At 47.1% G+C, this 26,302-nt stretch carries 18 protein-coding genes and 1 pseudogene; 17 read left to right on the forward strand and 2 right to left on the reverse strand.

Annotated features, from left to right (window positions below; all coding sequences use genetic code 11):
• Nucleotides 1–5: 5 nt before the first annotated feature.
• On the forward strand, nt 6–1,772 hold the full coding sequence (locus C161_RS14860; RefSeq protein ID WP_327196789.1) for a sensor histidine kinase: 1,767 nt from the start codon (nt 6–8) through the stop codon (nt 1,770–1,772).
• A complete protein-coding gene (locus tag C161_RS14865) occupies nt 1,757–3,382 on the forward strand; it encodes a response regulator (protein WP_036670941.1) in 1,626 nt (541 codons plus the stop codon). Before C161_RS14860 ends, C161_RS14865 begins: the two co-directional genes overlap by 16 nt.
• 124 nt (nt 3,383–3,506) lie before the next feature.
• Here the strand turns inward: C161_RS14865 and C161_RS14870 are convergent, their stop codons facing one another.
• The gene (locus C161_RS14870) at nt 3,507–4,274 is read right to left on the reverse strand and encodes a helix-turn-helix domain-containing protein (RefSeq protein ID WP_036670943.1); all 768 of its coding nucleotides are present in this window, start codon (nt 4,272–4,274) and stop codon (nt 3,507–3,509) included.
• A 274-nt stretch (nt 4,275–4,548) separates the two neighbouring features.
• Here C161_RS14870 and C161_RS14875 point away from each other — a divergent pair, with 274 nt between their 5' ends.
• The 15 genes from C161_RS14875 to C161_RS14945 all read left to right on the forward strand — a co-directional run bounded on the left by C161_RS14875 (nt 4,549) and on the right by C161_RS14945 (nt 25,709).
• Nucleotides 4,549–5,904, forward strand: coding sequence for an extracellular solute-binding protein (locus C161_RS14875; RefSeq protein WP_036670945.1), 1,356 nt, complete (start codon nt 4,549–4,551; stop codon nt 5,902–5,904).
• A gap of 105 nt (nt 5,905–6,009) precedes the next feature.
• Nucleotides 6,010–8,907 carry an extracellular solute-binding protein gene (locus C161_RS14880; protein ID WP_036670946.1) on the forward strand — a complete coding sequence of 966 codons (2,898 nt, stop codon included), beginning with the start codon at nt 6,010–6,012 and terminating at the stop codon, nt 8,905–8,907.
• A 19-nt stretch (nt 8,908–8,926) separates the two neighbouring features.
• Nucleotides 8,927–9,883, forward strand: coding sequence for a carbohydrate ABC transporter permease (locus tag C161_RS14885; RefSeq protein WP_036615906.1), 957 nt, complete (start codon nt 8,927–8,929; stop codon nt 9,881–9,883).
• A gap of 2 nt (nt 9,884–9,885) precedes the next feature.
• Nucleotides 9,886–10,761 carry a carbohydrate ABC transporter permease gene (locus C161_RS14890; protein ID WP_026081082.1) on the forward strand — a complete coding sequence of 292 codons (876 nt, stop codon included), beginning with the start codon at nt 9,886–9,888 and terminating at the stop codon, nt 10,759–10,761.
• Between the two features lie 15 nt (nt 10,762–10,776).
• On the forward strand, nt 10,777–12,240 hold the full coding sequence (locus C161_RS14895; RefSeq protein WP_036670947.1) for an NHL repeat-containing protein: 1,464 nt from the start codon (nt 10,777–10,779) through the stop codon (nt 12,238–12,240).
• Entirely contained in the window at nt 12,224–12,859 is a 636-nt protein-coding gene (locus tag C161_RS14900) for a YIP1 family protein (protein WP_036670948.1), read from the forward strand. Before C161_RS14895 ends, C161_RS14900 begins: the two co-directional genes overlap by 17 nt.
• 17 nt (nt 12,860–12,876) lie before the next feature.
• Nucleotides 12,877–15,453: a DUF5696 domain-containing protein gene (locus C161_RS14905; RefSeq protein ID WP_084650178.1), complete on the forward strand. Its 2,577-nt coding sequence runs from the start codon at nt 12,877–12,879 to the stop codon at nt 15,451–15,453.
• Between the two features lie 53 nt (nt 15,454–15,506).
• Nucleotides 15,507–16,352, forward strand: coding sequence for a carbohydrate ABC transporter permease (locus C161_RS14910; RefSeq protein WP_082219083.1), 846 nt, complete (start codon nt 15,507–15,509; stop codon nt 16,350–16,352).
• Nucleotides 16,353–16,369: 17 nt separating this feature from the next.
• On the forward strand, nt 16,370–17,317 hold the full coding sequence (locus C161_RS14915) for a carbohydrate ABC transporter permease (RefSeq protein WP_036615897.1): 948 nt from the start codon (nt 16,370–16,372) through the stop codon (nt 17,315–17,317).
• 58 nt (nt 17,318–17,375) lie between these two features.
• Nucleotides 17,376–17,579, forward strand: a complete 204-nt coding sequence (locus C161_RS14920) for a hypothetical protein (protein ID WP_036670952.1) — start codon at nt 17,376–17,378, stop codon at nt 17,577–17,579.
• 11 nt (nt 17,580–17,590) lie between these two features.
• The gene (locus C161_RS14925) at nt 17,591–19,297 is read left to right on the forward strand and encodes an RICIN domain-containing protein (RefSeq protein ID WP_036670954.1); all 1,707 of its coding nucleotides are present in this window, start codon (nt 17,591–17,593) and stop codon (nt 19,295–19,297) included.
• A 294-nt stretch (nt 19,298–19,591) separates the two neighbouring features.
• A complete protein-coding gene (locus C161_RS14930; protein ID WP_036670956.1) occupies nt 19,592–21,943 on the forward strand; it encodes a helix-turn-helix domain-containing protein in 2,352 nt (783 codons plus the stop codon).
• Between the two features lie 275 nt (nt 21,944–22,218).
• Entirely contained in the window at nt 22,219–23,073 is an 855-nt protein-coding gene (locus C161_RS14935; protein ID WP_036671100.1) for an ABC transporter permease, read from the forward strand.
• Nucleotides 23,074–23,100: 27 nt separating this feature from the next.
• Nucleotides 23,101–24,030, forward strand: a complete 930-nt coding sequence (locus C161_RS14940; protein ID WP_036615892.1) for a carbohydrate ABC transporter permease — start codon at nt 23,101–23,103, stop codon at nt 24,028–24,030.
• Nucleotides 24,031–24,050: 20 nt separating this feature from the next.
• Entirely contained in the window at nt 24,051–25,709 is a 1,659-nt protein-coding gene (locus C161_RS14945) for an ABC transporter substrate-binding protein (RefSeq protein WP_100526248.1), read from the forward strand.
• Nucleotides 25,710–25,930: 221 nt separating this feature from the next.
• Here C161_RS14945 and C161_RS32575 read toward each other — a convergent pair.
• Nucleotides 25,931–26,302, reverse strand: a pseudogene (locus C161_RS32575) (glycosyl hydrolase family 8); the annotation flags it as partial.

Raw genomic sequence — 26,302 nt, forward strand, 5'->3', positions numbered from 1 at the left:
TGGAGGTGAATGCATTGATCAAGATCCCTGCTAAATCATGGTTTAACAGTATATTTGCGCGATTAATAATCACCTATCTGGTATTTGTGCTCCCCCTTATTCTTCTTGGCGTGTATCTGTATCATTGGAGTTATGACAATGCAAGCCAGGAAATATCGTTGTCAACGGAAAGACGGTTGAACCAATATGTGGTGGAATTAAACAGAGAGATAGAATGGATGGAATTACAGCAGTTTGATATCGTTGAGGATCGAAAACTCAATCGTCTGGCCATTCTCTGGGACATGATGGATCAGGTTGAGCGGCGTGATACATTAAATTACCTGACTGAACGACTCGCTTCATTCAAGAATAGCACTGCTTATATCAAAAACGTTCATGTACATATCCCTTCTGTTGGCAAGAGTATATCCGCGATCCAAGGCATCGATGATTTCAATAAAAGTTCATATCTATATTTCAGTTCAGGCATGCAAGGAAAAGGTACACGTTTCACTGTGAAAGAGGACGCCTTGAACTTAAGTGCCGTCAGACTGACAGGCACGAGAGGAGAACCCCCGCTTTTTGTCATTCAGGTGGAGCTAGATACATACCATTTTCAGAATGAACTCACACGGCTTAATTTGTACCCGGAGAGTTCAACTTTTCTGATTGAGGACAAAACGGGGCATGCCATCACAGATAAACATCAAGCTAGTGTTATTCTCGCGAATTACCGTGAGCACTGTGTAAAGGGTACACTTGATGGCTTTCGGATGAAAGTCGGGGACACCATGTACCATGTTAGTCAGTTGCATATGGACTCCCTGGGCTTATCCGTAGCTACATATCTACCTGAGGCAATTGTTACCAAGCCACTTAGCAAGTTCTATCATTGGGCTTGGCTGTTTGCAATTACATCATTTGTTGCCATCACGGCGTATCTCTATTCAAGTTACAAGTTGATTCATATCCCGTTACTGTTGTTGGTGAAAAGATTCAAAAAAATGGAGGGAGGCATGCTTGATGTCCCCATTGCGCATAACCGAAAGGATGAATTTGGCTTCCTCTACACCCGTTTCAATCTAATGATTGAAAATCTTCAATCCCTGATCGACCGTGATTTTAAGAAAACACTGATGATGCAGCGGGCCGAGTTGAAACAGCTCCAATCGCAGATTAATCCTCATTTTCTGTACAATAGCTTCTTTATTCTGAATTCACTCGCAAGGACAGGAGAAACCGAACGTATTGAGCAATTCACGAATATGCTCGGAGAGTATTTCAGGTTCATTACCCGGAATGAAACCGATCATGTGAAGTTGAAAGTGGAAGTTGAGCATTCACGAATCTATACAGAGATTCAACAATTACGATTCTCCAGACGAATCAAAGTTGATTTTGGGTCACTACCTGCGGAGATGGAACATATTAAAGTTCCCAGACTCATTATTCAACCCATTATTGAGAATGCCTACGAACACAGCCTTGAAAAGAATACGGACTCCGGACTTCTAATTATTGGGTTTAATATGGAAGGTTCATATGCCGAGATCACCGTAGAGGATAATGGTAATGAGTTGGAAGAGCAACACATTCAAACTCTTCAACAACGCTTGCATAAGGACGGAGGTACAGACGAAATGACCGCGTTAATAAATATTCATCGGCGTCTGATCCTGACGTATGGAGAAGGAAGTGGCCTTTTCCTATCCAGAAGTGAACTGCAAGGGTTAAAAGTCACAATTCGAATCCAGTGGAAAGAAGGAGAGAACGAATGTATCGACTTTTAATTGTAGATGACGAGGAGATTATTACGGATAGTCTCTATGAAACGTTCGCTAGACATATACCCGACCAGCTTGACGTATGTAAAGCCTACTCTGCAACAGAAGCATTGTCCTGGATGCAGCGTTCGAGAATTGACATTGTTCTAACGGACATCCGCATGCCGGGCATGAGTGGCTTGGAACTGACAGAGCGGATTCAAGCCAGTTGGCCGAATTGCCGCGTCATTTTTCTAACAGGACACAGCGATTTTGATTATGCATATCAAGCTTTTCAGATGGCTAATGTGCGTTACTTGCTCAAAACGGAAGGTTATGACAAGGTGATGTCTGTTGTAGAAGATGTGATGGAAGAGATCCGGCGAAGTCACAGCATGGTTGAGTTGTTGGAACATTCTCATAAAGTCAACTCACAGCTTGCACTGATACAGCAAAAAGAGTATTTGCGGAAGTTACTTCAAGACTGTACAGCGGTTATAGATTCTACTAAGGATATGCAGGACGAATTATCCAAACGAGATATAAGATTACAGATCAACTCGCCTGTTTATCTCATACTGGGTCGGTTTAATAATCCGCCAGAAAAAGGTTCGGACCTCACACAAGTCCAGGAATCTGTTCGTATTATAGGCTCTTCTCTGATGAATGAGCGGACAGTGTGCGCAAGTGTAACGGACCATTATGGGGATACGATCTGGCTGCTGCAGCCGAAGCAGGAGGAAGGGTTGCCAAATGATAAACTTGTGCGATTTCTAGAAGGTACACTGGAACTGGTACAGGAAGCATGCATGGTATCACTTGGCGTATCCATTGCTTTTTCATTAAGTAGTCGAAGCTGCAATTGGTCCGAGTTAACCAAACAATATGAACGTCTGCGATTACTCCAGTGGATGAAAATTGGGGATGGTGTATCCATGGTACTCACGGATCATCGCAATGATCTCTCATCTGATGTACCCAAAGAATCCATGAGGATCTCAAACCGGATCGAGATTATGTCAGGATATTTGGAAACGGGAAGAATTCAACCATTTTACGATATATTTGAGGAGCTTGCAGGCGAACTGCTGCAACAGGATATTACGATGGAACGTGCTATGGAGACATACTACAATCTGGCCTTATTATTGCATTCAACGATCAATCGCTGGGGTCTTCAACAGAAGATCCCGGATCAACGAAGCTTGTTGCACTTAGGGGAGTATACATGCATGAAGGATGCAGTACAATTTCTATATCGTGCTGCCGATGAACTGGTACGCTACAAAAGATCAAATGAACAGGAACGCGCTAACGTTGTAATTCATTCCTTATGCAGTTACGTCAAGGAGAACCTGGAGAAAGATCTTTCTCTGGTGAGATTGGCAGAACTTCATCATTTTAATCCATCCTATCTGTCACGATTTTTTAAGCAGGAAATGGGAATAAACGTGTCAGAGTTCATTGACGACTGCCGAATACGGAAAGCCAAAGAATTGCTTCAGAACACAAATCTTATGGTACGTGAGGTCGCACTTCAAGTGGGGTATGAGGCTGCACATTCGTTTACCCGACTTTTTAAGAAAATAACGGGAATGACTCCCCAAGAATACCGGGAATCCCTTTTGGTACGTTAATGGTGAATACTCTGGAATTGACCAAACCCAAACAACCACAAAAAAACGCAGGAAGAAGAATACATCCTGCGTTTTTTTGTGGTTATTATCTAATTAATAAACAAACCGATTTGGCAATCCACCTTTAGGCCGTGTGGATTTTTTGTCTTCTATAAGCATTGGGACTCGATCCGGCATACGCTTTGAACTTTTTATAGAACCAGTCAATATCCTTATAACCTACCTCAATAGCAATCTCATATATTCGCAAATTCGTAGAAGACAACAACTGCTGGGCCTTTTCCATACGTTGCTGGAGCATATAATCATTGAAAGACATCTTCTCTTCCAGCTTGAACTTCTGTCCAAGGTACGCACAGTTAAAATGAAGCATGTCAGAGATCTTCTTCAGCGTGATTTCATCACTCAAATGATCCCGTACATAGGCCTTGACGATACGAATAACATGACTGGAGTGCATGGGTTTACCATTCATTTGAACGGGTGTTTTGAAGAACGACGACGTTTTGTGTGCCGGGTCGGTTTCAAGGTGAGATCTAAGTGCATGCAGACTGTTAAGTAAAGAAGAGGGACTAACAGGATACGGGAGATAATCATTTACCTGATACGTCAAGGCTTTGCGTACGAACCTGAAGTGATCTCTTCCACCCATAAGGAGAATAGGTATCTGACTTTTTTTTCGAATGTCGTTGCATAACCAGAGCCCCGCGGTATCAAACCTCTCTGTATGTACCATAACAAGGGAAAAGTCTCGTTCTGACAATGCGGTCAAAGCCTCGGCCGATGAGAACACACAATTTGCGATAGTATATTGAGCTTTGCTCCGTAGCAACATCTGTTGCAACTCCCCGCACAAACGACGGCTGAAATCCACAAGTAAAATATCATACATGAAGCAATACCTCACCTTCTGCTGAATTGTAATGCGCTAGGTTAACTGAAATTTGACTTAATTTCATTATGGTAATAAAAGAAAGCGCATACAATGTGCATATTTTTGTAGACAGTGCATTTCTTTACCAATTAAAACCTATAATGCAATTTGCTTGAGTAAAATTACGCAAATCTATATTCAGCCCGGGTAAACATCTGTATTCTGGCAGGTTGTTTGCGCTTTCATTTGGACGATACACTGTGATAGCAAACGACAATCAGGGGGGAAGACGATGAGAAAAAACAAGTTCATGCTACTAAGCCTGGTATTTGCGGTCTTGTTGGTGATTGCTGCATGCAGTTCTGCACCTACTGCTCAACCCGAGCCGGAAAAGACAACACCACAGGAGGAACAAAAACCCGCGGAAACCGAGCCAAAGAATGAAAACTCCACGCCAGAAATGGACTTTGACATGGGCGGCAGAACCATCAAGGTTGTTGCTTGGTGGGACATGGAAATACAGGGGAACAACCCGGACAACATTCAACGCCTTGAGAATCTCGAAGCGCTGAAGAAAAAACACAACTTTAATATTGAATATGTTTCCATCGATTTCGGTGAATATCAGGAAAAAGTAGTTGCTTCCCTGATGGCCGGTGAACCGCTTGGCGATCTGGTGAGACTGGGCAAAAACTATGCAATTCCGGCATTGACCAAACAGGATCTGTTATGGCCGGTGGATGATTATATTAAAAACGACAAGGTATTCAACCAGAAAACAACCAAGGAATACATGCAGTATGAAGGTAAAGGTTACGGCTTTACTGAGGACCAGTCCTCGTTTATCAACGGAATTTTCTATAATCGCACACTCATGCAAGAGCTCGGCTTGAAGCCACTTCAAGAGTATGTGGATGCCGATGAATGGAACTGGGATACATTCATCAGTGTTGCCAAGCAAGCGAACAAGGATCGAAACAATGATGGCAAGCTGGATACTTGGGGACTCGCTCAAACGGGCTTGCTGGAACCGATTCTGTATTCCAACGAGGCTTCTCTGACCAAAGAAGATAAGCAGAACCTGGAAGATCCAAAAACGAAAGAAGCGTTGAACTTCCTGTCCAAACTGGCTACCGAGAAGGTCGGCAGAGCTTCTGAGGGCGGCGATTGGACAGAGCCATCCACGTTCTTCCGTCAAGGCAACACCTTGATGTATTCAGGTGCTATGTACGAAGTCGAAGGTATTATGACGGATATGCAGGACTACGATATTGGTTTTGTACCGTTTCCAAAAGGTCCAAGTGCAACAGCGTATCACTCCGGTGAGTCACGTTACCAGGCTATAACGATTCCTAAAGCGGTAGAGAATCCGGAACAACTGATGTACATCTGGGAGAAAATTAACGAGATCGATTCGATCTATGAGTATCCGGGACAATCCACACTGGAGACACATCTGACCGATGAAGCAGATATCAACAACGCCAGAGAGGTCGCGGAAGGTATGTTGGTTCTCGACCATAACACATTCCCGTCCTTGCCGTTCTGGGACTTTGATGGGGAGCTCAAAGAAGGGGTGTCCGTATCTACGCTGATCGAGAAATACAAGGCTCCTTTCCAGGCTGCGATTGATGAGGTTTACAAATAAGTATTACGTTACACGGGCAGAACGCACCAGTGAAGGTGCGGTCTGTCCGGGTTAGTCAATCGTTCAGTTCTCTCAACGCTTACAGGAAAGGGGATACATTCAAACATGCGGTCACGTAAGAAAAAGGGACTAATCCTGGTGCTTGTCCTGGCCTTGGTGCTCTCCATATGGACACTATATCCATCGCGGGATCGTAATCCGGGAACCGTACATGCGCTTGAGGACTTTGAGGCGGTATCGGGAACCGAGGATTCATTCAGTTATGAGCATTATCTGACTGCTCATGACAATACGGCCAAACCGGATGAAATTGTACGCATCGAAGGCGAATCTTATGTTCAGGCAGAGGATGGGGAATTTGAGGTTGTGCAAGGGTACGCCGGATTAGACGGAAGTGCCGTAATTACGCCGGAAACTGGAACCATTCGCTGGGATGTTCCCGTTCAAGTGAGCGGTTTGTACAACATTCGCATTCACTATTATCCCGTAGAAGGCAAAAGCTCCGGGATCGAACGCAGGCTTGAACTTAACGGTAAGGTCCCGTTCAGAGGGGCCGATATTCTTCTGTTTGACAGGGTATGGGGGAATCGCGAGGATAACGTCCGGCAGGACGATCGTGGTAACGAGCTTAGACCAAGACAAGTGGAACAGCCCGAATGGCAACTGACTTCCTTCAAGGACAGTGCAGGGTACTTCGAGGAACCGTTTCAGTTTTATTTTGAAAAAGGCAGTCAGCAGTTCTCGCTCACTTCATTAAGAGAAAGCATGGCGATTGATTATATCGAGCTTTACCAGGAAAATGAAGTCCCGTCCTATACAGAGCTGGAGAAGACCTATGCCTCACTTGGCTTGAAACAAGCGGCTCCTGTCATGCTGAAAGTACAGGGGGAGGAAGCTGTCAGCAAATCATCCCCTACACTGGCACCAATCTCGGACCGATCAAGTCCTTCACTGGAGCCTTATAATGTATCGAAAATTCGGATGAACGCCATCGGGGGCATTAACTGGAAACTGCCGGGCGAATGGATTGAATGGGAAATTGACGTGCCTGAAGACGGACTGTATCAACTGGCGCTTAAGGTGAAGCAGGATCAATTGCGTGGCATCTATGCCACCCGCAGTCTGACGATTAACGGCGAAGTTCCGTTTAAGGAAATGAAACGCATTCGATTTAACTACAGCCCTGCCTGGCAAACTCAGGTGTTGGGATCGGGAGAAGATCAGCCATATCAGTTTCATCTGGAAAAAGGAAAACACCGAATCCGAATGACGGTTACACTTGGCGACATCGCTCCGCTGCTGCGGACCGTGGAATCCAGCGTGCTGGAACTGAATGAGATGTATCGCAAAATATTAATGATCACCTCCAACAGTCCGGACCCACTGCGGGATTACCAGCTGGAACGGCGTATTCCGGAGATGACGGAGGTGTTTGAACGACAAGCTGACACCTTGCGCTCCGTTGCAGATTACCTGGAAAAGGCCACGGGTGAGCAAAGTGACAAAGTGGCCGTACTGCACGCCATGGTATTGCAGCTTGAAGATATGGCGGCCAGACCAGAGACGGTTCCCAAACGGCTGGATACGTTCAAAATTAACGTAGGCGGTCTCGGCACATGGATTCTATCGGTACGTGAACAGCCGATTACGTTGGATTACCTTGTCGTATCTCCGCCGGGTGAATCGCTGCCAAAAGCGGAAGCGAGCACTGTCCAGCAGGTGAAGCACGAACTGGGCGCATATGTTGCCTCGTATACCGAAGATTACGACAGCATTGGGAACGTGGAACAAAAGAAGGATGCCATCACCGTATGGATCACAACCGGACGAGATCAGGCCCAAGTACTGAAAGGTATGATCGACGATTCGTTTACCCCGGATACGGATGTGTCCGTGCAGTTACGTCTCGTTCCGCCTAATATTTTGCTGCCCGCAACACTCTCGGGGGAAGGACCGGATGTAGCCATGCAGATGGGTGAAGACATTCCGGTGAACTATGCGATGAGGAATGCAACAGCGGATCTGAGCCAGTTCCCCGATTTTGAGGAAGTTTCGGGCAGGTTCCGTGAAAGCGGATTGACGCCTTACCGGTACAACGACGGGGTATATGCCCTTCCGGAGCAGCAGCATTTTCCAATGCTCTTTTACCGCAAAGATATTCTGAATGAACTGGGCCTCGAACCGCCGAAAACGTGGCAAGACGTATATAACGCCATCTCCGTGCTGCAGAAACATAACATGGAGTTTTATCTGCCGATAGAGGATACGCTGAACAATGCCAACCTGGTTCCGAATTCAACCTTTGCGATGTTGTTATATCAGAATGACGGAACGTTCTACACCGAAGACCAGAAGAAAAGTGCACTGGATTCGGAGATTTCAATGGACGCGTTCAAACGTTGGACGCAATTTTATACCAATTACAAGTTTCCGCTCAAAGCCGATTTTCCGAACCGGTTCCGTACAGGGGAAATGCCGATCGGGATTGCTGATTACACCACGTATAACATGCTGACAGTTATGGCTCCGGAAATCCGCAATCTCTGGGACTTTACGATTGTTCCGGGTACACAGCTTCCGGATGGGTCCATACGGCATGAAGTGGCCAGCGCGACGAGTGCGGTGATGATGCTCGAAAATGCCGACAACAAGGAAGCGGCGTGGAAGTTCATGAAGTGGTGGACTGCTGAGCAGACCCAGATTGAATACGGGAGAGAAATGGAAGGTCTTATGGGAGCGGCTGCCCGTTACCCGACGGCCAATATCGAAGCCTTGAAGCAATTGCCTTGGCCTGTGAAGGATTATCAAAATCTCGAGAAACAATGGGAATGGGTACAGGGAATCCCGCAGCTTCCTGGAGGTTATTTCACGGGACGACATCTGGACAACGCTTTCCGTAAGGTTGTCAATGCTAATGAAAATCCGCGTGAAGCCTTATCGGATTATGTGTTGTACATTGATGATGAAATAGAGTTGAAACGCAAAGAATTTAATCTGAAATAGAGGAAAGGGAGGGTAACGGTTGCAAGCTAAAACTACCAAGACAGCCGCCGCTCCTGCCGTCCATACCCGCCAGGTCGGCTGGTGGTCCCTATTGAAGCGGGATCTGTATCTCAGCAGGCATTATTACGTATTGATGGCACCGTTTATGCTGATTTTTTTCATGTTTACTGTCATTCCGGTCGGCATTTCACTCGGGCTCAGCTTTTTTCACTTCAATATGCTGGAGCTGCCGCGATTTGTCGGCTGGCAGAACTATTCCCGGCTTTTCCTGAACGATGACGTATTTCTGATCGCGCTCAAAAACACGCTGCTTTTTGCCGTAATTACAGGCCCTCTCAGTTATATAGCCTGCTTTTTGTTTGCGTGGATCATCAATGAGCTGTCTCCTAAAATTCGGGCGGTCATGACGCTGGTTTTCTATGCCCCATCCATATCGGGCAACGTCTTTTTCATCTGGCTGATCATCTTCTCGGGTGACAGCTACGGGTATATGAACGGATTCCTGATGCGCCTTGGCGTCGTACTGGAACCGATCCAATGGCTCGCAGACGAGAAGTATGTACTGGCAATCGTCATTATTGTACAGCTGTGGCTGAGCCTGGGAACCAGCTTCCTGGCCTTTATTGCAGGACTGCAAACCATTGATCGTTCTCTGGTTGAAGCAGGAACCGTAGACGGGATCAAAAATCGCTGGCAGGAGCTCTGGTACATCACCTTGCCTTCGATGAGACCGCAGCTGATGTTTGGTGCGGTAATGCAGATTACCGCTTCCTTCGCCGTAGCTGAGATCTCCATCGCACTGGCAGGTTTCCCGAGCGTAAACTATGCGGCACACACAGTTGTCACACATCTGATGGACTTCGGAACCATTCGTTTCGAGATGGGCTATGCCTCGGCCATCGCAACGGTTCTGTTTGCCCTGATGCTGGGTACAAACGTTTTCACGCAAAAAATGCTTAGAAAGATAGGTGAATGACGATGACCAGCAAAGTACGTGCCGTGTTTGGCATGCCAAAAAGGCTTAATCGGTCATTTACCGTCAGCCTGATGTTATTTGCATTGCTGGGCGTGTTCGGCTCCTTTATGGTGCTTCCGCTCATCTATGCTGTCAACAATGCATTCAAGCCGCTGGATGAGCTGTTTATTTTCCCGCCGCGCTTCTGGGTGAACAATCCGACAACGGAGAATTTTGCCGATCTGATCAATCTCATGGGCAATTCGTGGGTGCCGTTATCCCGCTATATTGCCAACACTTTGCTCATTACGATACTTGGCACAGCGGGGCATATCCTGCTTGCATCTGCAGCAGCTTATCCGCTGGCGAAATATCGTTTTCCGGGTTCCAAAGTGTTGTTCACCATTGTCATCCTGTCCCTGATGTTCTCGCCGCATGTTACGGCGATTCCGAACTACATGGTCATGTCCTGGCTTGGCTGGATTAACACTCATGCGTCCATTATTGTGCCATCACTTGCGTTCTCACTGGGACTTTTCCTGATGAAACAGTTCATGGAGCAGATTCCCGATGCTTTGCTGGAGGCAGCCAAAATCGACGGAGCCAATGAATACCGGATATTCTGGAGCATCGTGATGCCCAATGTGAAGCCGGCATGGCTCACGCTCATGATCCTGCAGTTTCCAGCGTTATGGGGAACGGATGGCGGGAGTTTCATTTACAGTGAAAATCTCAAAACGCTGCATTATGCGCTCAGTCAGATTGTGCAGGGAGGGATTGCAAGAGCTGGTGTAGGTGCGGCTGTTGCTTTGCTGCTGATGATCGTACCGATCACTCTGTTTATCATCTCTCAGAGCAGTGTTATGCAGACGATGGCCACTTCGGGCATGAAAGAGTAGAAAGGAGGCAGCGAGGTGCGGAGAAGCACATGGAAAAAACGTAAATCGATCATCATGGGCATGATCTGCCTCCTGTTGTTCGTTCAAGAGGCGCCCTACGTGAATGCAGACGGTAAAACGGATGCGTATCATTATTCCTTCTGGGGTGACGCAGTTCCTTCACCGGCGGCATATGAGGCAACAACCATTATCACCGGCAAGAAGCTGAACACAACTCCTATGAAAGAGCCAAGTGACATGCATGTTACCGCCAATCAGCACGTCTTTGTGCTCGATTCGGGCAATGGCCGCATCATTGAGATGGATCGCAACTTCAAGCTGGTACGGACGATTGATTCATTTGAGCAGGAAGGCAAGGAAGATCATTTTAAAAATCCACAGGGATTGTACGTCACGGAAAAAGGCCATCTGCTGGTCGCTGATTCGGATAATCACCGGGTGGTGCATCTGGATGAACAGGGGAAGTTGGTCAAGATCGTGTCTGAACCAAAATCGGATCTGCTAAAAGCAGACTTCCAGTTTAAACCGATGCGGATTGTTATGGACAAGGGGGAGCGTATCTACGTCATGGCCGAAGGCGTATTTGATGGATTCATGGAGTTCAGCGCCGATGGTACGTTCTCTTCCTTCATTGGAGCGAACAGAGTTCAGGTGGACCCGGTGGAGTATCTGTGGAAACGGTTTGCAACACGGGAGCAGCGGAGCCAGATGGTGATGTTCACTCCAACGGAATTTACCAATCTGGATATGGATGAAGAGGGCTTCATCTACGCCACTAGCGGGGATCGCGGCAAAGATCCGGTCAAGAAGCTGAATGCCCAGGGTACAGACATTTTGCGCAGAGAAGGCTATCAGACTCCGCAGGGTGATTTGCTGTATACCCAGGAAGCAGGGCCATCCCGCCTGATTGATGTGGATGTGGGTGACAGTGACATGTATTCCGTACTGGATTCCAGCAAGGGCCGAATCTTTACCTACAATGGAGACGGATATCTGCTCCATATTTATGGGGGCATCGGGAACCGGCTGGGCCAATTTAATACACCTGTTGCCCTGGAACGTGCGGGAGACCGGATGTTAGTTCTGGATAAAGCGCTGGGTGAAATCACCGTCTTTCAAACAACTGAATACGGACGTACACTCCACGAAGCGGTGCGCAGCTACTATAACGGTGATGAAGATCAATCTTCGGTGCTGTTTGCCCAAGCTGCCGAGATGAACGCTAACTTGGAATATGCGTATGCGGGAATTGGCAAAGCATTGCTTCGTCAGAAGGAATACGCCGAGTCTGCGAAATATTTCAAGCGCAGCATGGAGCCCAAAGGGTATTCCAAAGCTTTTCTTTTGTACCGCAAAGAGCTGATGCGTGAGCATTTTTCATGGATGATGTCCGGTATATTCCTGGCTGTCGCTGCGATTGTCACCGTCATCATCGTTCGCAGGCAGAAAAGGAGGACTACGAATGCAGGCATCAAGTAAGCAACTATACCAGTACCCGCTGCATCTGATTTTTCATCCGTTTGACGGATACTGGGAATTGAAGTATGAACGGAACCAGAGAAACTCACTGCTGATTGCTTTCATGATCCTGGTGCTTCTGGTCATCACCAAAATTTTGCATGCCCAGTACAGCGGTTTTCTCATTAATCTCAGTAATCCAAAGTACCTGAACAGTCTGCTCGAAATGTTATATGTCATTATACCGGTACTGTTTTGGTGTGTGGCCAACTGGTCGTTAACCACATTGATGGACGGGGAAGGCAAGTTCTCCGAAATTTTCATGTCAACGTGTTTTGCACTAGTACCGTTGTTACTCATTCATTTTCCATGGATCTGGCTGAGTCTTGTGATCTCTGCGCAGGAAACTGCCTTTTATTATTTCTCCAATGCACTCGCCGTTGCATGGACGGTATATCTGTTATTTGTGGGGAATATGACGGTTCATCAGTACACACCAGCCAAAACGGTGCTCACGATGCTGCTGACACTTGTGGCGATGGCGTTTATGGCATTTCTGTGCCTGTTATTCTTCAGTCTTGTACAGCAGATTGTATCGTTTGTCGTAACCATCTATCAGGAATTAGTGCTTCGGGGCTAAGGGAGGAGGAATTTGTTATGAATTATACCGTAGCCAAAAAAATAACAGGAATGCTGCTCGCGGGCAGTCTGCTTCTGGGCGGTTGTCAATTCTCGCCAACACCGCTCGCTCACGAGACAGTGACTGCCGCTGATCAGACGGACTTTCCCTCCCTGCCTCCCGGAGAGAAACTGAAATCATCGTTCAGCGATGTCCGCCTTCCCGGCATGGTAGGCATTGCGCAGAATGCTGCGCTGCAATTGTTCATTAACGAAGAGACTGCCGAGATTGCAGTGATTCACACGCAGAGCGGCCAGATCTGGCGCAGCAATCCTGCAGATCGTGAGCAGGATGGGGTTGCAGCCGGGATAAACAAAGACCTATTGTCATCACAAACGAAGCTCAGCTTCTTCAACAGCCTCGGACAGAGCAGCACCGTGAATTCCTTCACGGATAGTGTTGCACACAAGCAGATAAGCTACGAGGTGCTGCCAAGCGGCGTGCGGGTCCACTACCAGTTTGGAAGCACTGAGCGATCCATAGAAGACTTGCCGATGAAGATCAGCAAGGAGCGATTTGAACAAAGGCTGCTTGCACAGCTAGACAAGGCCGGGCAACGGGCCTTGAAGGTCGGCTATGCGGAAGACAAGGATGAAGGCGCTTACGTCCGGATTGATAAGGCGATGCAAGGATTGCAATTGTCCCGGGCCTTGAAGGCTTTTGACACAGCCGGTTACACATCGGAGGATCTGGCTCAGGATCATGCCGAGTTTGGCATTGAAGAGGAACGAAGTGGACCACGGCTGTTTATGCTTACGATGGAATATGAGCTGGATGAAGAGGATCTGCTTGTACGTGTTCCGTCCTCAGGCATTCATTTTCCGGAGGAATATCCGATCAACAGCATATCTGTAATGGATTACTTCGGGGCTGGGGGTTCAGAAGAAGAGGGCTCCATACTGGTTCCGGACGGTTCGGGAGCGCTGATCCATTTTAACAATGGCAAGCTGCAGTATCCTGCCTATCAACAAGATATATATGGACCGGATATGACCATGAAACTACGGGAAGCAAGTTCGAATGAAGCCAGAGCTAGGTTGCCGGTATTTGGACTGATTCGGAAAGAGGGAGCTTTTCTGGGCATTATTGAAGAAGGGGATGCCGTTGCAGTTGTGAATGCCGATATCAGCGGCAAGCTGAACAGCTACAACAACGTATATCCCAGCTTCTATGTGGTGAACAAGAGCGATGTGACCCTTCAGGCAAGTGATATGGTTCGTACACTTCCGAAATTCCAGAAGAAACCGACCGCGTCTGATTTCGTCGTTCGATATGCTTTTGTCGGGGCAGATAAGGCCTCGTACTCGGGGCTTGCATCTCTCTATCGGGATTATCTGATGCAAAACGGCGGACTTCCCGAGTTAAACGCCAGCAAAGAGCAGAGTAACGTTCCCTTTTATCTGCAACTGTTCGGCGGCATGACAACAAGGCAGCATATGCTGGGCATACCGTATGATTCAACGGAGGCTTTGACCACGTTTGATGAAGCCAAAAACATTCTCTCCGCCTTGACGGAGAAGAAGGTATCCAATATTCAGGTGCGCTATGCAGGATGGCTTAACGGCGGGCTTCATCATCGACTGCCGGATTCCATCCAAGTAGACGGCGCGGTAGGCGGGAAAAAGGGATTGCGGGATTTCAGCGCATACACACAAGAAGCGGGCATCGGTTTCTATCCCGATATCGCTCTGCTGAATGTGCAATCCAAAAAAGGGTTTAAACCGTCCAAGGAAGCTTCACGCACATTAACTCAGGAACCGGCGGTCTTGTATCCGATGAACCAGGCCATCCAGCGGCGGGACCGGGATCGTTCACCAACCTATGTGCTTTCGCCCAACAAGCTGGAGGACGTGACGGCAGACATGTTAGATGAGCTGAGGTCCCTTCAAAAGGATGGACTCTCACTAAGCCTGAATGATCTGGCAGCTCAGTTAAACAGCGATATGAATCCGAAAAAGCTGGTGGACCGAACACAAGCGCTTGGCTCCGTAAAGAAGGCACTTGAACAGATCGGGCAGCAGGCTGGCTCGCTTGTTGCTGAAGGCGGGAACGCTTATGCCCTGCCGTATGTAACTGGTCTGACAGATGCGCCGATGACCAGCAGTCGTTTCAAGCTGGAGGATGAAGAGATTCCGTTCTATCAGCTCGTTGTACACGGCAGCATCGGTTATACGGGGACGCCATACAATCTCTCCACATATACCAATGCAAGGCAATATGTGCTGAAGCTGATTGAATATGGAGCCAGTCCTTACTTTGCATGGTTCAATGCGCCAAACCATGTTGTGAAAGAAACGGATTATGATGATCTCTACGCGGCGAATTATGAACAATGGATCGATCTGGCTGCCGAGATCTACAACGAGGTGAACCAGGTGAACCAACCGTTTGCTGGACGTTCCATGATGTCCCATGAATCCCTGGAGGAGGGCGTCTTCCGGACAACATATGAAGGTGGCGGGTTCGTAATCGTCAATTATAACGACTTCCCTGTAGAAGTTGACAACGATACAGTGGAAGCCCAAAGCTATGTGACTGGTGGTGAGCAGCTCTGAAGACGCTCCTGAAATGGAAATGGGGAAGTCGTACGTATGCTCAGCAGAAAGCCATGTGGGGCGTAATCTACGTGCTTCCCTGGCTCATTGGTTTTGTGTTGTTTTTCTTCATTCCGCTGTTAGCCTCTCTGCGATACAGCATGAGTACAATTCAGGCTAACGCGGAAGGCATAGCAATTCAGTTCAACGGTGTTGCCAATTATATTCAGGCGCTGACCGTCAATACAAGCTTTAACCGTGCGTTAATTGAGGCGATCACAGACGTGCTCATCAACGTACCGCTTATCGTTATATTCAGTCTGTTCCTTGCCGTCATCCTGAATCAGAAGTTCAGGGGCCGGGCTGTTGCGCGGTCGATCTTTTTCCTGCCCGTTATTCTGGCATCGGGAGTGATTATGACACTGGAGAGCACCAGCCTGATTGAAGCGGTTAATCAGAGTAGCACAGGTGGAAGCTCACTCGGGACATTTGAACTCGAAAATCTGATGGTTAACGCCGGAGTGAGCGATTGGATCGTTACGTATCTGAGTAGCGCCGTAGATCGGATCTATCAGATCGTCAGTCAATCCGGTGTACAGATTTTGATCTTTTTGGCAGGGATCCAGACGATTTCCCCTCAACTGTATGAGGCTTCGAAGATGGAAGGGGCAACGGGTTATGAAGCCTTTTGGAAAATTACGTTCCCAATGGTCAGCCCGCTTATTTTTGTCAATGCGATCTATACAATCATTGATTCGTTTGCCAATAACGCCATGACGGAACTGATCCGGGATACCGGCTTCGTCAAATTTGACTTTGGATTAAGTTCTGCCATGGCATGGGTCTACTTTCTGGCCATTGCCATCATTCTGGTTATCGTAAACATCATTTTCTCGAAGCGAGTCTTCTATCAAGATTAGAAAGGAGGGTGTCCCACGTGACAACATCACGATTATTATCGCTGGAGCATTGGAAAGGCTGGCTGTGGGCCATGATCCGATTCGTTCTGATTACCGGGCTTTCCTTCGTTATCCTGTTTCCCATATTTCAGAAGGTTTCCACATCCATCAAAGCTAAAGGTGATCTGTATTCGGCAGTGGTGGTGTGGATTCCACAGAACTTCTCCATCGACAATTTCAAAGAGGCGATACGCGTAATGGATTACTGGGCAACGCTGTTTAATACGTTTGCCCTGTCTGCAACGACTACACTGCTGACTACAGCATCCTGTGCACTTGCAGGATACGGATTCGCCAGACTGAAATTCAGGGGAAGCAACTGGCTGTTTGCTGGTGTAATTCTAACGATTCTTGTACCGCCAACGACCATTCTCATTCCGGTATACCTGAATCTGAAAAGCTTTGACCTGATGGGGCTTATGACGCTTATAGCCGGCAAACCTGTTAATTTGCTTAATACCTATTGGCCGTTTATTCTGACGGCAATTACGGCCAATTCACTTAAAGCCGGTTTGTACATCTTTATCTTCCGGCAATTCTTCAGAGGTATTCCGAAGGAAGTGGAGGAGGCGGCCTATGTGGACGGCGCGGGCATCGGACGAACATTTTCAAGAATCATGCTGCCCAATGCCATTCCGTCCATGGTAACAGTCATGCTGTTTTCCTTCGTATGGCAGTGGAACGACAGCTTTTATACGACGACTTATCTGACTTCAAGTAAAGTCATGTCGACTCAGTTATCGTCCCTTCCGTATAATCTGGCCCAGCAGGTTACTGACGGTGCAGCTTCCCAAGCCGATCCGTTCTATCTGAGTATGATCCAGGATACAGGAATTCTTCTTGCCATTCTGCCTTTGATCATCATCTATTTGTTTGTGCAACGATATTTCGTAGAGAGTGTAGAGCGTACGGGAATCGTCGGTTAAGTTAAGTTCTTCTGTACGTTTGGAGTGGGATCAGACTGGAAGAGGGAGGAGGAACTTCATGCAACATTCCATCTGTGAAAAGGGGGCATGTAACGATCTCATGAACGTCTGCTCACAGCAGGGGGATCCTTCCCTGCGCAGGATCCCCCTGCTGGTGTGGAACGGGCTGCGGGAGCGGGCGCCGACCCTGAGCGATCTGTTTGATCAGAGATACTCTGACGGAACTTACCTCGCATTATTGCAAGGCAATATATCAGATTAGGAGGAATTAAAGTGAAGAAGTTCATGACATCTTGTAAACTTGTACTCATTCTGGCTTTATTGATCACAATTGCTCCATGGGGAGGCAGCCGTGCCGAAGCATGGGTGGGCATGCCGATGGGCAAGCTGCACGTAAACGGCAAAAACCTGGTGAACAGCAACAACCAGCCTGTGCTACTGAACGGTTGGCATCAACCCTCAGGTGCCTACTGGACATATCAGGACAGCAATTATTATCTCAATCTGCACGGCAATAACCGTCATGCAGCTACACTGGCTTATCTGAAAGACATTACCGATACTTTTGCTGACACCAGCGCGAAGTACGGAAGCAATCATGGCTGGAATATGAATCAGGTGCGTCTGTTCATCGATCGTCAGGACATGGGAGATGTGGCTGCTGGTACATATAACTTTGCCGGTGTGCAGACCGTTACGCAAAATGTAATTATTCCGTACATTCAATATGCCAAAACAAAAGGTGTCTATGTTGTCCTGGGACTGGACTTCACACTGAAGGATGATCAGGCAACAACACCTGCCAACCTGCAAAAATTCAACGAAATCTGGGGTTATCTCGCTTCACGCCCGGAGATCAAAAGTGCAGACAACGTTCACTTCGAACTGATCAACGAACCGGTGAAATCCTATGCCAATGGACATTGGGGTGGATACAACGGGGAAAATGACTTTGTGGATCACTGGAATGACTTGCGTAATTTCCAAAATTCCATGATTTCAACAATTCGTAGCAAAGGTGCGGACAACGTCATCTGGGCGGCAGGTCTGGGATACAACCAATTTTACAGCTTGACGGCAAGCCATCCATTGACTGATCCGCTCAATAACTATGGATATGCGGTTCACTGGTACCCTGGTTATGGCGCATATGACAACTTCTCTATCCTGCAAGACCAGTGGAATACCAACGTGAAGGCAGCTGCTGACAAATATCCGATTAATATTACCGAGGTAACCTGGTTCAAAAACAAACCTGGCGATTCGGCCTATTGGAACTTGTTTAATGGTAGCAATGAAGGTTTTGGCACCAATACCAAAACGATTTTCAACGCATCAGGTAATGTCAGCATTGCAGCTCATATGAACGGATTCATTCTAAGTGAAGGACCACGAAGCTCCTTTGCCGACCCAACGGCTGGACTGAAATGGGATGGAGATGCTTCACGGAGTGCCATGGGACGATTCCTGTTCAACTGGTACCATGAACGTGCTCAGACTTACCCGGGCAGTGGACAAGGCGGCGGACCGACAACGGGTCTTGTATCCGGTGCAACTTATAAAATCGTAGCCCGGCATTCCAACAAAGTTGTTGATGTTCCTGGTGGTCAAAATGAAAATAATCTTCAGCTCCAGCAGTGGAGTGATCTGGGCGGTAACCCTCAGAAGTGGGTTCTGACCTCGATCGGCAGCGGCAACTATACACTGACAAGTGTGAACTCACCGGACAAAGTCATCGATATTCGCAACGGTACCATCACCAATGGGGAAGCGGTTCAACTCATGAGCAATCTGAACACAACCGCTCAGCATTTTAAGGTCAACGATCTTGGTAACGGGTACTGGAGTATCATCAACGTGAACAGCAATAAAGCGATTGAAGTGGCAAACGCTTCCACTTCGGATGGAGCCTTGCTGCAGCAGAACACCTACACAGGTGCTACAAACCAACAATGGAAATTTGTTGCCGTTAGCAATTAATAAGCACAACATTAAACAAAAACCTCCTCAAGTCATTCCATGTCTTGGGGAGGTTTTTTGCGTTTATTTTTGATACTTTGTGATGGATGTCATGCGAAGGTAAAATACAACTATATTTGTGCGCTAACCCGCAGACCAACAATTATTTTCATGCAAGCATTGTACGCTACAGTATGTAAATGTACCATAAGGAAGAAGTTGTACCTTCACCAGGAAGAAATGCCCGGTGTATCATTGAACAGCTACCTTAACACAGAGAAATGTAAGCGCTCGATAAAAAAAGGGAGGGTACATATGCAGCTCCTATGGTCCAAATTTTCACCCGTGTTCCGCCGATTCCTCATTTCGTATCTTGTCATTCTGATGATTCCTCAAATTGCGGGATATGCCTCTTACCGAGCTTCTATTGAAGCGGCCCGTTCCAGTTCCATTGAAAACAGCTTGAAGTCGCTGAGTCTCGGGAAAGAGATCATTGAGCGTAACCTTCTTCAAGTTGAAGCCTTTACCAGGCAGCTTGCCGTCAATCCCGATTTGCAAAATTTAATTGCTGGCCCAAAGCCGCATGATCTCTACAATGTCTACGGTATGAACCGTATGCAGCGGAGCCTCTCCATGTACAGCAGTACCAATGATTACTTGTCCCATTTCTTCATTCACATTCCGAACTACAATGCCATCATCACACCAAGAACTGTGTATTATCGTCCAGAGCATTATTATGCTGCCAATCAGCTGGACGGTATGTCGTTTGAACAATGGCATGACCAAATTCTCAAACAACCACACTTTAATGAAATCATACCGCTTCGAAACTATAAACGTGAAATACTTGGCACTGTGCTTGCAGACGTTCCCGCCATTACTTTTCTGCAATCTCTGCCTTTGAACAGCTTCAACAAACCGCAAGCGACGATTGGTGTCATGATTGATCAGGATCAGATGGCCAGCCTTACTCAAAATATTGTGGATCAATATGGCGGCTGGACTCTCGTCACTGATGCGGAAGGACAGATCATTTTCTCCCATGGCATTGAACAAGCCGAAGCCGAGCAAATGGCACAGAGTCGCCAGAGAGAAGATAACGCTGCGGAAACGGAGCTGAACGTGCAGAATGTACAGCCTGGAAGTGATGGTCGGCTGCTGATATCGATGCAGTCCAGTCAAAATGGATGGAATTACATGGCGGGGATTCCGGAGAAAGCACTCATGACAAAAGCGGACCAAATCAAACAAGTCACGCTGGTCTTTACTTTGGCAACCATTGCCTTGGGACTGTTATTCGGGCTGGTTCTCGCCTATCGGAATAGTGCACCCGTTTACAGATTGTTGGCCTCTTTTCGGGAACAAGTCACCGATTCCCCAGGCAGACGGGGCAATGAATATGATTTTTTGGCAAGCCATATTAACAATCTCATTGCTAATAATGACTCACTTAAAAACGCCATGAATGAGCAGATTCCGTTATTGAGAGACGGTTTTATCAAACGTTTGTTAACGGGAGAAGTCTATACCTCACTTGAGTTGGAGGTTATCTCATCCCAGGCGCACATTTCTCTTCATAGCAGCAAGGGCTTGGCAGGCTTAGTGAAGGTAAACGGATATGCCAATCCGGACAGTGAAGAAACGATCCATGAACTGGGTGTCGCAAGGCTGCTCATCAAACAGGTACTTACAGAGTGGAATGCGCAGCTGCTGATCACGGATTGGGGAACAGACCAGATCGCTTTTGCCTGTCCATTGGATGAGAACTCACTGAATGAAGCTATAGGGAGATGTGAAAAAGAGCTGAACACCTTGATGGAAGTGATCTACCGGGAGCATCGGATATCCACAACAATTGGCACAGGTGCAGCATACGAGGTCTGGAATGATGCAGGGCGTTCCTTTGACGAAGCCAAACAAGCTCTGGATTATGCCATTCATATGGGAACAGATCATCTGGTGAGATTTGAAGATACGATGAAGGAAAATGAAATGTTCTATTATCCGATTGAGTCTGAACAGCGCCTGCTGAACACAATCAAAGTCGGGGAGCCTGAAGAGGCGGTACGTATTCTGGAGCAATTGTTTCTTCGTAATTTAGAGGAGCGGGAACTGTCCTACGAGATGACACAGCAGTTCATCATGGAGCTGAAGGGGACTTTTCTGAAGCTGGACGAACCCAAATTCAAGTTGGATGCCTCCCTGCTGGAGGAATATAAAACCCGGGTGACATCCATTCAGATGACAGAAACGATTACTTCGCTGCGGGCAAAGTTCAAACGGTTAACGGAAGACATCTGCGGTGATTTCCAGAGAAGAAGAGCAGGAGCACATGCGGATACTGTAAGCGAAATGATTTGTTTTATCCAACAACATTATGGGGATGCAAACTTGACGATCTATCGGATTGCCGAGCACATGAGCAAGTCCGAGAAGTTTATATCCCAACTATTCAAAGAACATACGGGAGAGAATCTTTCCGATTATGTAGAACGGGTACGCATCGATGCTGCCTCGAACTTGTTGCACTCCACCGGTCAGACCATTGACGAGATAGCGGAGGCCACCGGGTATAATAGTGCACATTCATTCCGCCGAGCTTTCAAGCGGGTACGCGGTATTTCTCCGAGTGTATTTCGGAAAATGGACGTTCATAGCGGTTAATGTAGGCTGTTTCTCGGGAACTATATTCGCTATTTGTACTTTCTCAGCGTAACTGTACCTTTACGCATGCCCAGCGCAATCTTATGATTACTCAAAAAGTAAGCGCTACCAAGTTGAGCTGAAGTTCACCACGATTTGGAGCCAAGAATGGGGGGATGATTCTGAGAACCACAATGACCAGTGAATCAAAGTCCGTGGAGAAACCAAGTAAACCGTTTGCCTTGAAGCAAGCATTATCCAGAAGCTGGAGGCGACATTGGCAGCTATATCTACTGATCCTGCCACCGATTGCTTACTTTATTATTTTCAAGTATGTACCTATGGTGAATGCGGTCCTGGCATTTAAAGATTACAACGTCATCAAGGGGATCTGGGGCAGTCCGTGGGCCGGAACCAAGTATTTCGAATTACTTTTCAAAAATCCGGCGTTTGTCATGCTGATCAAGAACACGCTCTACATTTCGTTTTACAGCCTGATCGTTGGCTTCCCGATTCCTATATTACTGGCGCTCGCGCTGAACGAAATCAAAAACATACGATTCAAAAAAACAGTACAAATGGTGACGTATGCTCCATATTTCATCTCTACCGTTGTTATGGTCTCCATCATTATGCTCTTTCTGTCTCCTAGGCTGGGTATTGTCAACACGATTGCAGGCGCCCTTGGTTTCGAAGCAGTGAATTTTCTCGGTGAGCCTGGACTGTTTCGATCCATCTACGTATTCTCCGATGTGTGGCAGGGAATGGGGTACTCCGCTGTGATATATCTGGCTGCTCTGGCAGGTGTTGATCCATCCCTGTATGAAGCCGCCAAAGTGGATGGAGCCAACCGAATACAGAAAATCATCAATGTTGATCTGCCTGGACTACTTCCGGCAGCCGTCATCATTCTGATCCTGAGTGTAGGGAATATCATGGCTGTTGGGTTCGAAAAAATATATTTGCTGCAAAATCCGCTCAACCTGTCTGCTTCGGAGATCATCTCCACGTATGTCTATAAAATAGGATTGCTGAATGCCAATTACAGCTTCGCTACTGCGGTTGGCCTGTTCAACTCGGTGATTAACCTGATTCTGCTATTAATTGTAAACGCGGTCGCCAAGCGACTGTCCAATACAAGCTTATGGTAACGGGAGCGAAAGGAGGAGAATCAACCCATGCCTAACACACAGACAAATGCAGGTCGTTCGCGGATCAAGAGCAGCAGTACGATTCGTGAATCCTGGGGAGACCGCGTATTTATAACGGTTGTTTACTTCATGTTGACAGTGGTGCTGATTGCCGTGCTGTATCCCTTGATATATATTGTGAGTTCTTCGCTCAGCAGCCCTGCTGCCGTCTCCTCGGGAAAAGTCTGGTTGTGGCCCATTGACCTGACGTTTGACGGTTACAAGTCTGTATTGCGGAATGATCAAGTCCTTACCGGTTATGCCAATTCCCTTTTTTATACAGCCTGCGGCACCTTCATCAGCGTGGCACTGACCATTATGATTGCTTATCCATTATCCAAAAAAACGTTTGTTGGCCGCAGCTCATTAATGATGTTTATTACCTTCACCATGTTGTTCTCAGGCGGTTTGATCCCTACCTATCTGGTGGTCAAAACCATGGGACTGATTGATACCCGCTGGGCGTTGCTGATCCCCAATGCCGTCTGGGTATGGCAAGTCATCATTGCCCGCACCTTTTTTCAGAATTCGATACCGGAAGAATTGTCCGAAGCAGCAGACATCGATGGCTGCAGTGACATCCGGTTTATCTTCAGTATTATCCTGCCACTCGCCAAACCGATTATCGCCGTGTTGTCACTTATGTACGCTGTCGGTCAGTGGAATGCATACTTTGATGCCCTCATCTACCTGAAATCACAGTCGCTCTATCCGCTACAGCTGATATTGCGCAGTATTCTTATTCTGAACAGCAGTACGGGGAGCATGGATGCATCGGAAATGATCAAACAGCAGCAAATGGCTGAACTCATGAAGTACTCGTTAATTGTGATGGCCAGCTTGCCGGTGCTAATCATCTATCCTTTTGTTCAACGGTATTTCGTGCAAGGCATGCTGATTGGCTCAGTCAAAGGATAAGTTCATTTTTTCTATTATTCATGAAGGAGAGGATTATATTGAAAAAAGCGGGATTCATCATTCTTGCCTGTATGCTGTTTACCTCGTTGGTACTTGCCGGATGTTCAAGTTCTGATAAGGGCAATGGGGAAGGCAGCGATCCGTCAGGCAAGACGGCCATTAATGTGTTTGCCCACCAGGGTTCGGATACCAACCTGTCCACTAATAAATTCACGAAGAAAATGGAAGAGAAGTTTGATATTCAGTTCAACTGGACTACGGTTCCATTCGACGGTGCAGCGGAGAAAAGACAGATTTCACTGGCTTCCGGTGATTATCCGGACTTGTATCTGCTCATCCCTTGGGTAGATCGTTTCTCCCAGACAGACTTGTTGAAGTTTGGTCAGCAGGGGGTTATTTTGCCGCTGAATGATCTGATTGAGGAGCATGCTCCCAATATTAAAAAAGTGCTTGAAAGCAATGACTATTATCGGGCCATGAACACTGCTCCTGACGGAAATATCTATGGTCTGACGGGTCTGAATGAATGTTTTCACTGTTCATACCCGAACAAGATGTGGGTCAACACCAAATGGATGGAACAACTGGGCCTGACCGAACCCACGACGACAGAAGAATTTAAGGAAATGCTTCGGGCATTTAAAACGAAAGACCCGAACGGGAACGGCAAAGCCGACGAAGTACCGCTAAGCGGTTCGACTGAAAATTTCGGAGTGCACATTATTCCGTACTTGATGAACGGTTTTATCTATGACGACGATCGGAATTATCTCATTGTCAATCAGGGGAAAGTGGAGACCGTAGTGAACAAACCGGAGTGGAAAGAAGGGCTTGCCTATATTAAATCCCTGTACGATGAAGGGTTGATTGATCCAGGGGCATTTACCCAAAACGTCGGGGCCTTCAAAAAAATTGGAGATAACGCTGATGCACAGCTTCTCGGTGCGGGAGCAGCGATGCATCCATCATTATTCGTAACCACTGCCGAAGGTTCTCCTTATGGGAATGATTACAATCCCATCCCTCCATTGAAGGGACCCCATGCTGCTTATGCTACGTACAACTATCCGATTGATCCCGGAGCGTCTTTTGTACTGACAAACAAAGCCAGTGAGGAAACACAGATCGCGGCCATAAAACTGCTGGATTATCTCTATACCCAGGAAGGAACCATGGCATCATATCTGGGAGAAGAGGGCGTAAGCTGGCGCAAACCACAAGAAGGAGAAGTGGCGCTCAATGATCAGATTGAGCCGTTATATAAAGCCATTCCGCTTCCTTCTGGAGAAGAACCTCGTAATGACAGTTGGGCTGCCTTGAGTCAGTACAATCATTATCAGGCATATCGGGACTCCGAAGTACAGGGGACAGACATCTATGCCAATGATGGTGGTGAGCGACGTCTCTATGAGGCGACATTGTTAATGGAGGGCAAGGAACCGAAAGAGATTTTCCCTCATTGGGCATTGTGGGTAGATCCGTCCCAAGCTGATGAAGCCAGCATGATGCAGACCAATCTCAAGGATTACATCGATCAGAACGCCCTGCAATTTATTACTGGCGCCAAAAGTCTGGATAAGGATTGGGATGAATATGTGAAAGGCCTGGAGGGATTGAACATTAATCGATATCTGGAGATTATGCAGTCTTCCTATGATACTTCTTCTGTTTCCAAATAATTAAAGTATCTGAATCTACAGAGCGGGAAAAGTTACTGCCTGTATTTGTACAACCAAACGTTCCCGGTTCGCAGTCAACATATGCGAGCCGGGAACGTTTTTTATTGATATAGATTAAATCGTAATATCATTGCATCCTTCTTAAAATTCAGTGATTGGACCTGTCCTGCAAGCCAAATGTTCACAGGGCAGGTTCAACGGCTCGTGCACATTCCCTTAGTTTAGTACATGCGATATCTTCCGCATAGAGCGAGCATGCTGAAAAAATACAGGCAATTGTCGTAATAACGTCGCTCTCCTTGACGCAGAGGTGTGTTCCAGAACTTGCGAACGAATGTGTCAGCATGTGGACCGTCCGCAGCCAGTGAAGCCATGGCATTGGTAGCCAGCAAACCTACAGGATGCAGTGAAGGTTCGTCGAAAGGTTCACCTTCTATTGTATAACGACGATAATCGGACATTTCAATATCACTGAAGAAGGATTGAATCCGATTGGATTGTTCGATCTGCCAGTGATCCTTGCGGAACCATTCCCAGTCCAGCGCTATATTTGCAGCAACACGGTAGGCATCACTGTAAAAATGTCTGAAATC

It is taken from the genome of Paenibacillus sp. FSL R5-192 (assembly GCF_000517845.1).
Taxonomy (GTDB): domain Bacteria; phylum Bacillota; class Bacilli; order Paenibacillales; family Paenibacillaceae; genus Paenibacillus; species Paenibacillus amylolyticus.

Excerpts from the sequence above, each read along its gene's own strand:
- C161_RS14905 (WP_084650178.1), top strand. The coding sequence starts at position 12,877 with ATGAATTATACCGTAGCCAAAAAAATAACAGGAATGCTGCTCGCGGGC.
- C161_RS14865 (WP_036670941.1), top strand. The coding sequence starts at position 1,757 with ATGTATCGACTTTTAATTGTAGATGACGAGGAGATTATTACGGATAGT.
- C161_RS14890 (WP_026081082.1), top strand. The coding sequence starts at position 9,886 with ATGACCAGCAAAGTACGTGCCGTGTTTGGCATGCCAAAAAGGCTTAAT.
- C161_RS14940 (WP_036615892.1), top strand. The coding sequence starts at position 23,101 with ATGCCTAACACACAGACAAATGCAGGTCGTTCGCGGATCAAGAGCAGC.
- C161_RS14920 (WP_036670952.1), top strand. The coding sequence starts at position 17,376 with ATGCAACATTCCATCTGTGAAAAGGGGGCATGTAACGATCTCATGAAC.
- C161_RS14870 (WP_036670943.1), bottom strand. The coding sequence starts at position 4,274 with ATGTATGATATTTTACTTGTGGATTTCAGCCGTCGTTTGTGCGGGGAG.
- C161_RS14945 (WP_100526248.1), top strand. The coding sequence starts at position 24,051 with ATGAAGGAGAGGATTATATTGAAAAAAGCGGGATTCATCATTCTTGCC.
- C161_RS14875 (WP_036670945.1), top strand. The coding sequence starts at position 4,549 with ATGAGAAAAAACAAGTTCATGCTACTAAGCCTGGTATTTGCGGTCTTG.
- C161_RS14910 (WP_082219083.1), top strand. The coding sequence starts at position 15,507 with ATGTGGGGCGTAATCTACGTGCTTCCCTGGCTCATTGGTTTTGTGTTG.
- C161_RS14880 (WP_036670946.1), top strand. The coding sequence starts at position 6,010 with ATGCGGTCACGTAAGAAAAAGGGACTAATCCTGGTGCTTGTCCTGGCC.
- C161_RS14930 (WP_036670956.1), top strand. The coding sequence starts at position 19,592 with ATGCAGCTCCTATGGTCCAAATTTTCACCCGTGTTCCGCCGATTCCTC.
- C161_RS14900 (WP_036670948.1), top strand. The coding sequence starts at position 12,224 with ATGCAGGCATCAAGTAAGCAACTATACCAGTACCCGCTGCATCTGATT.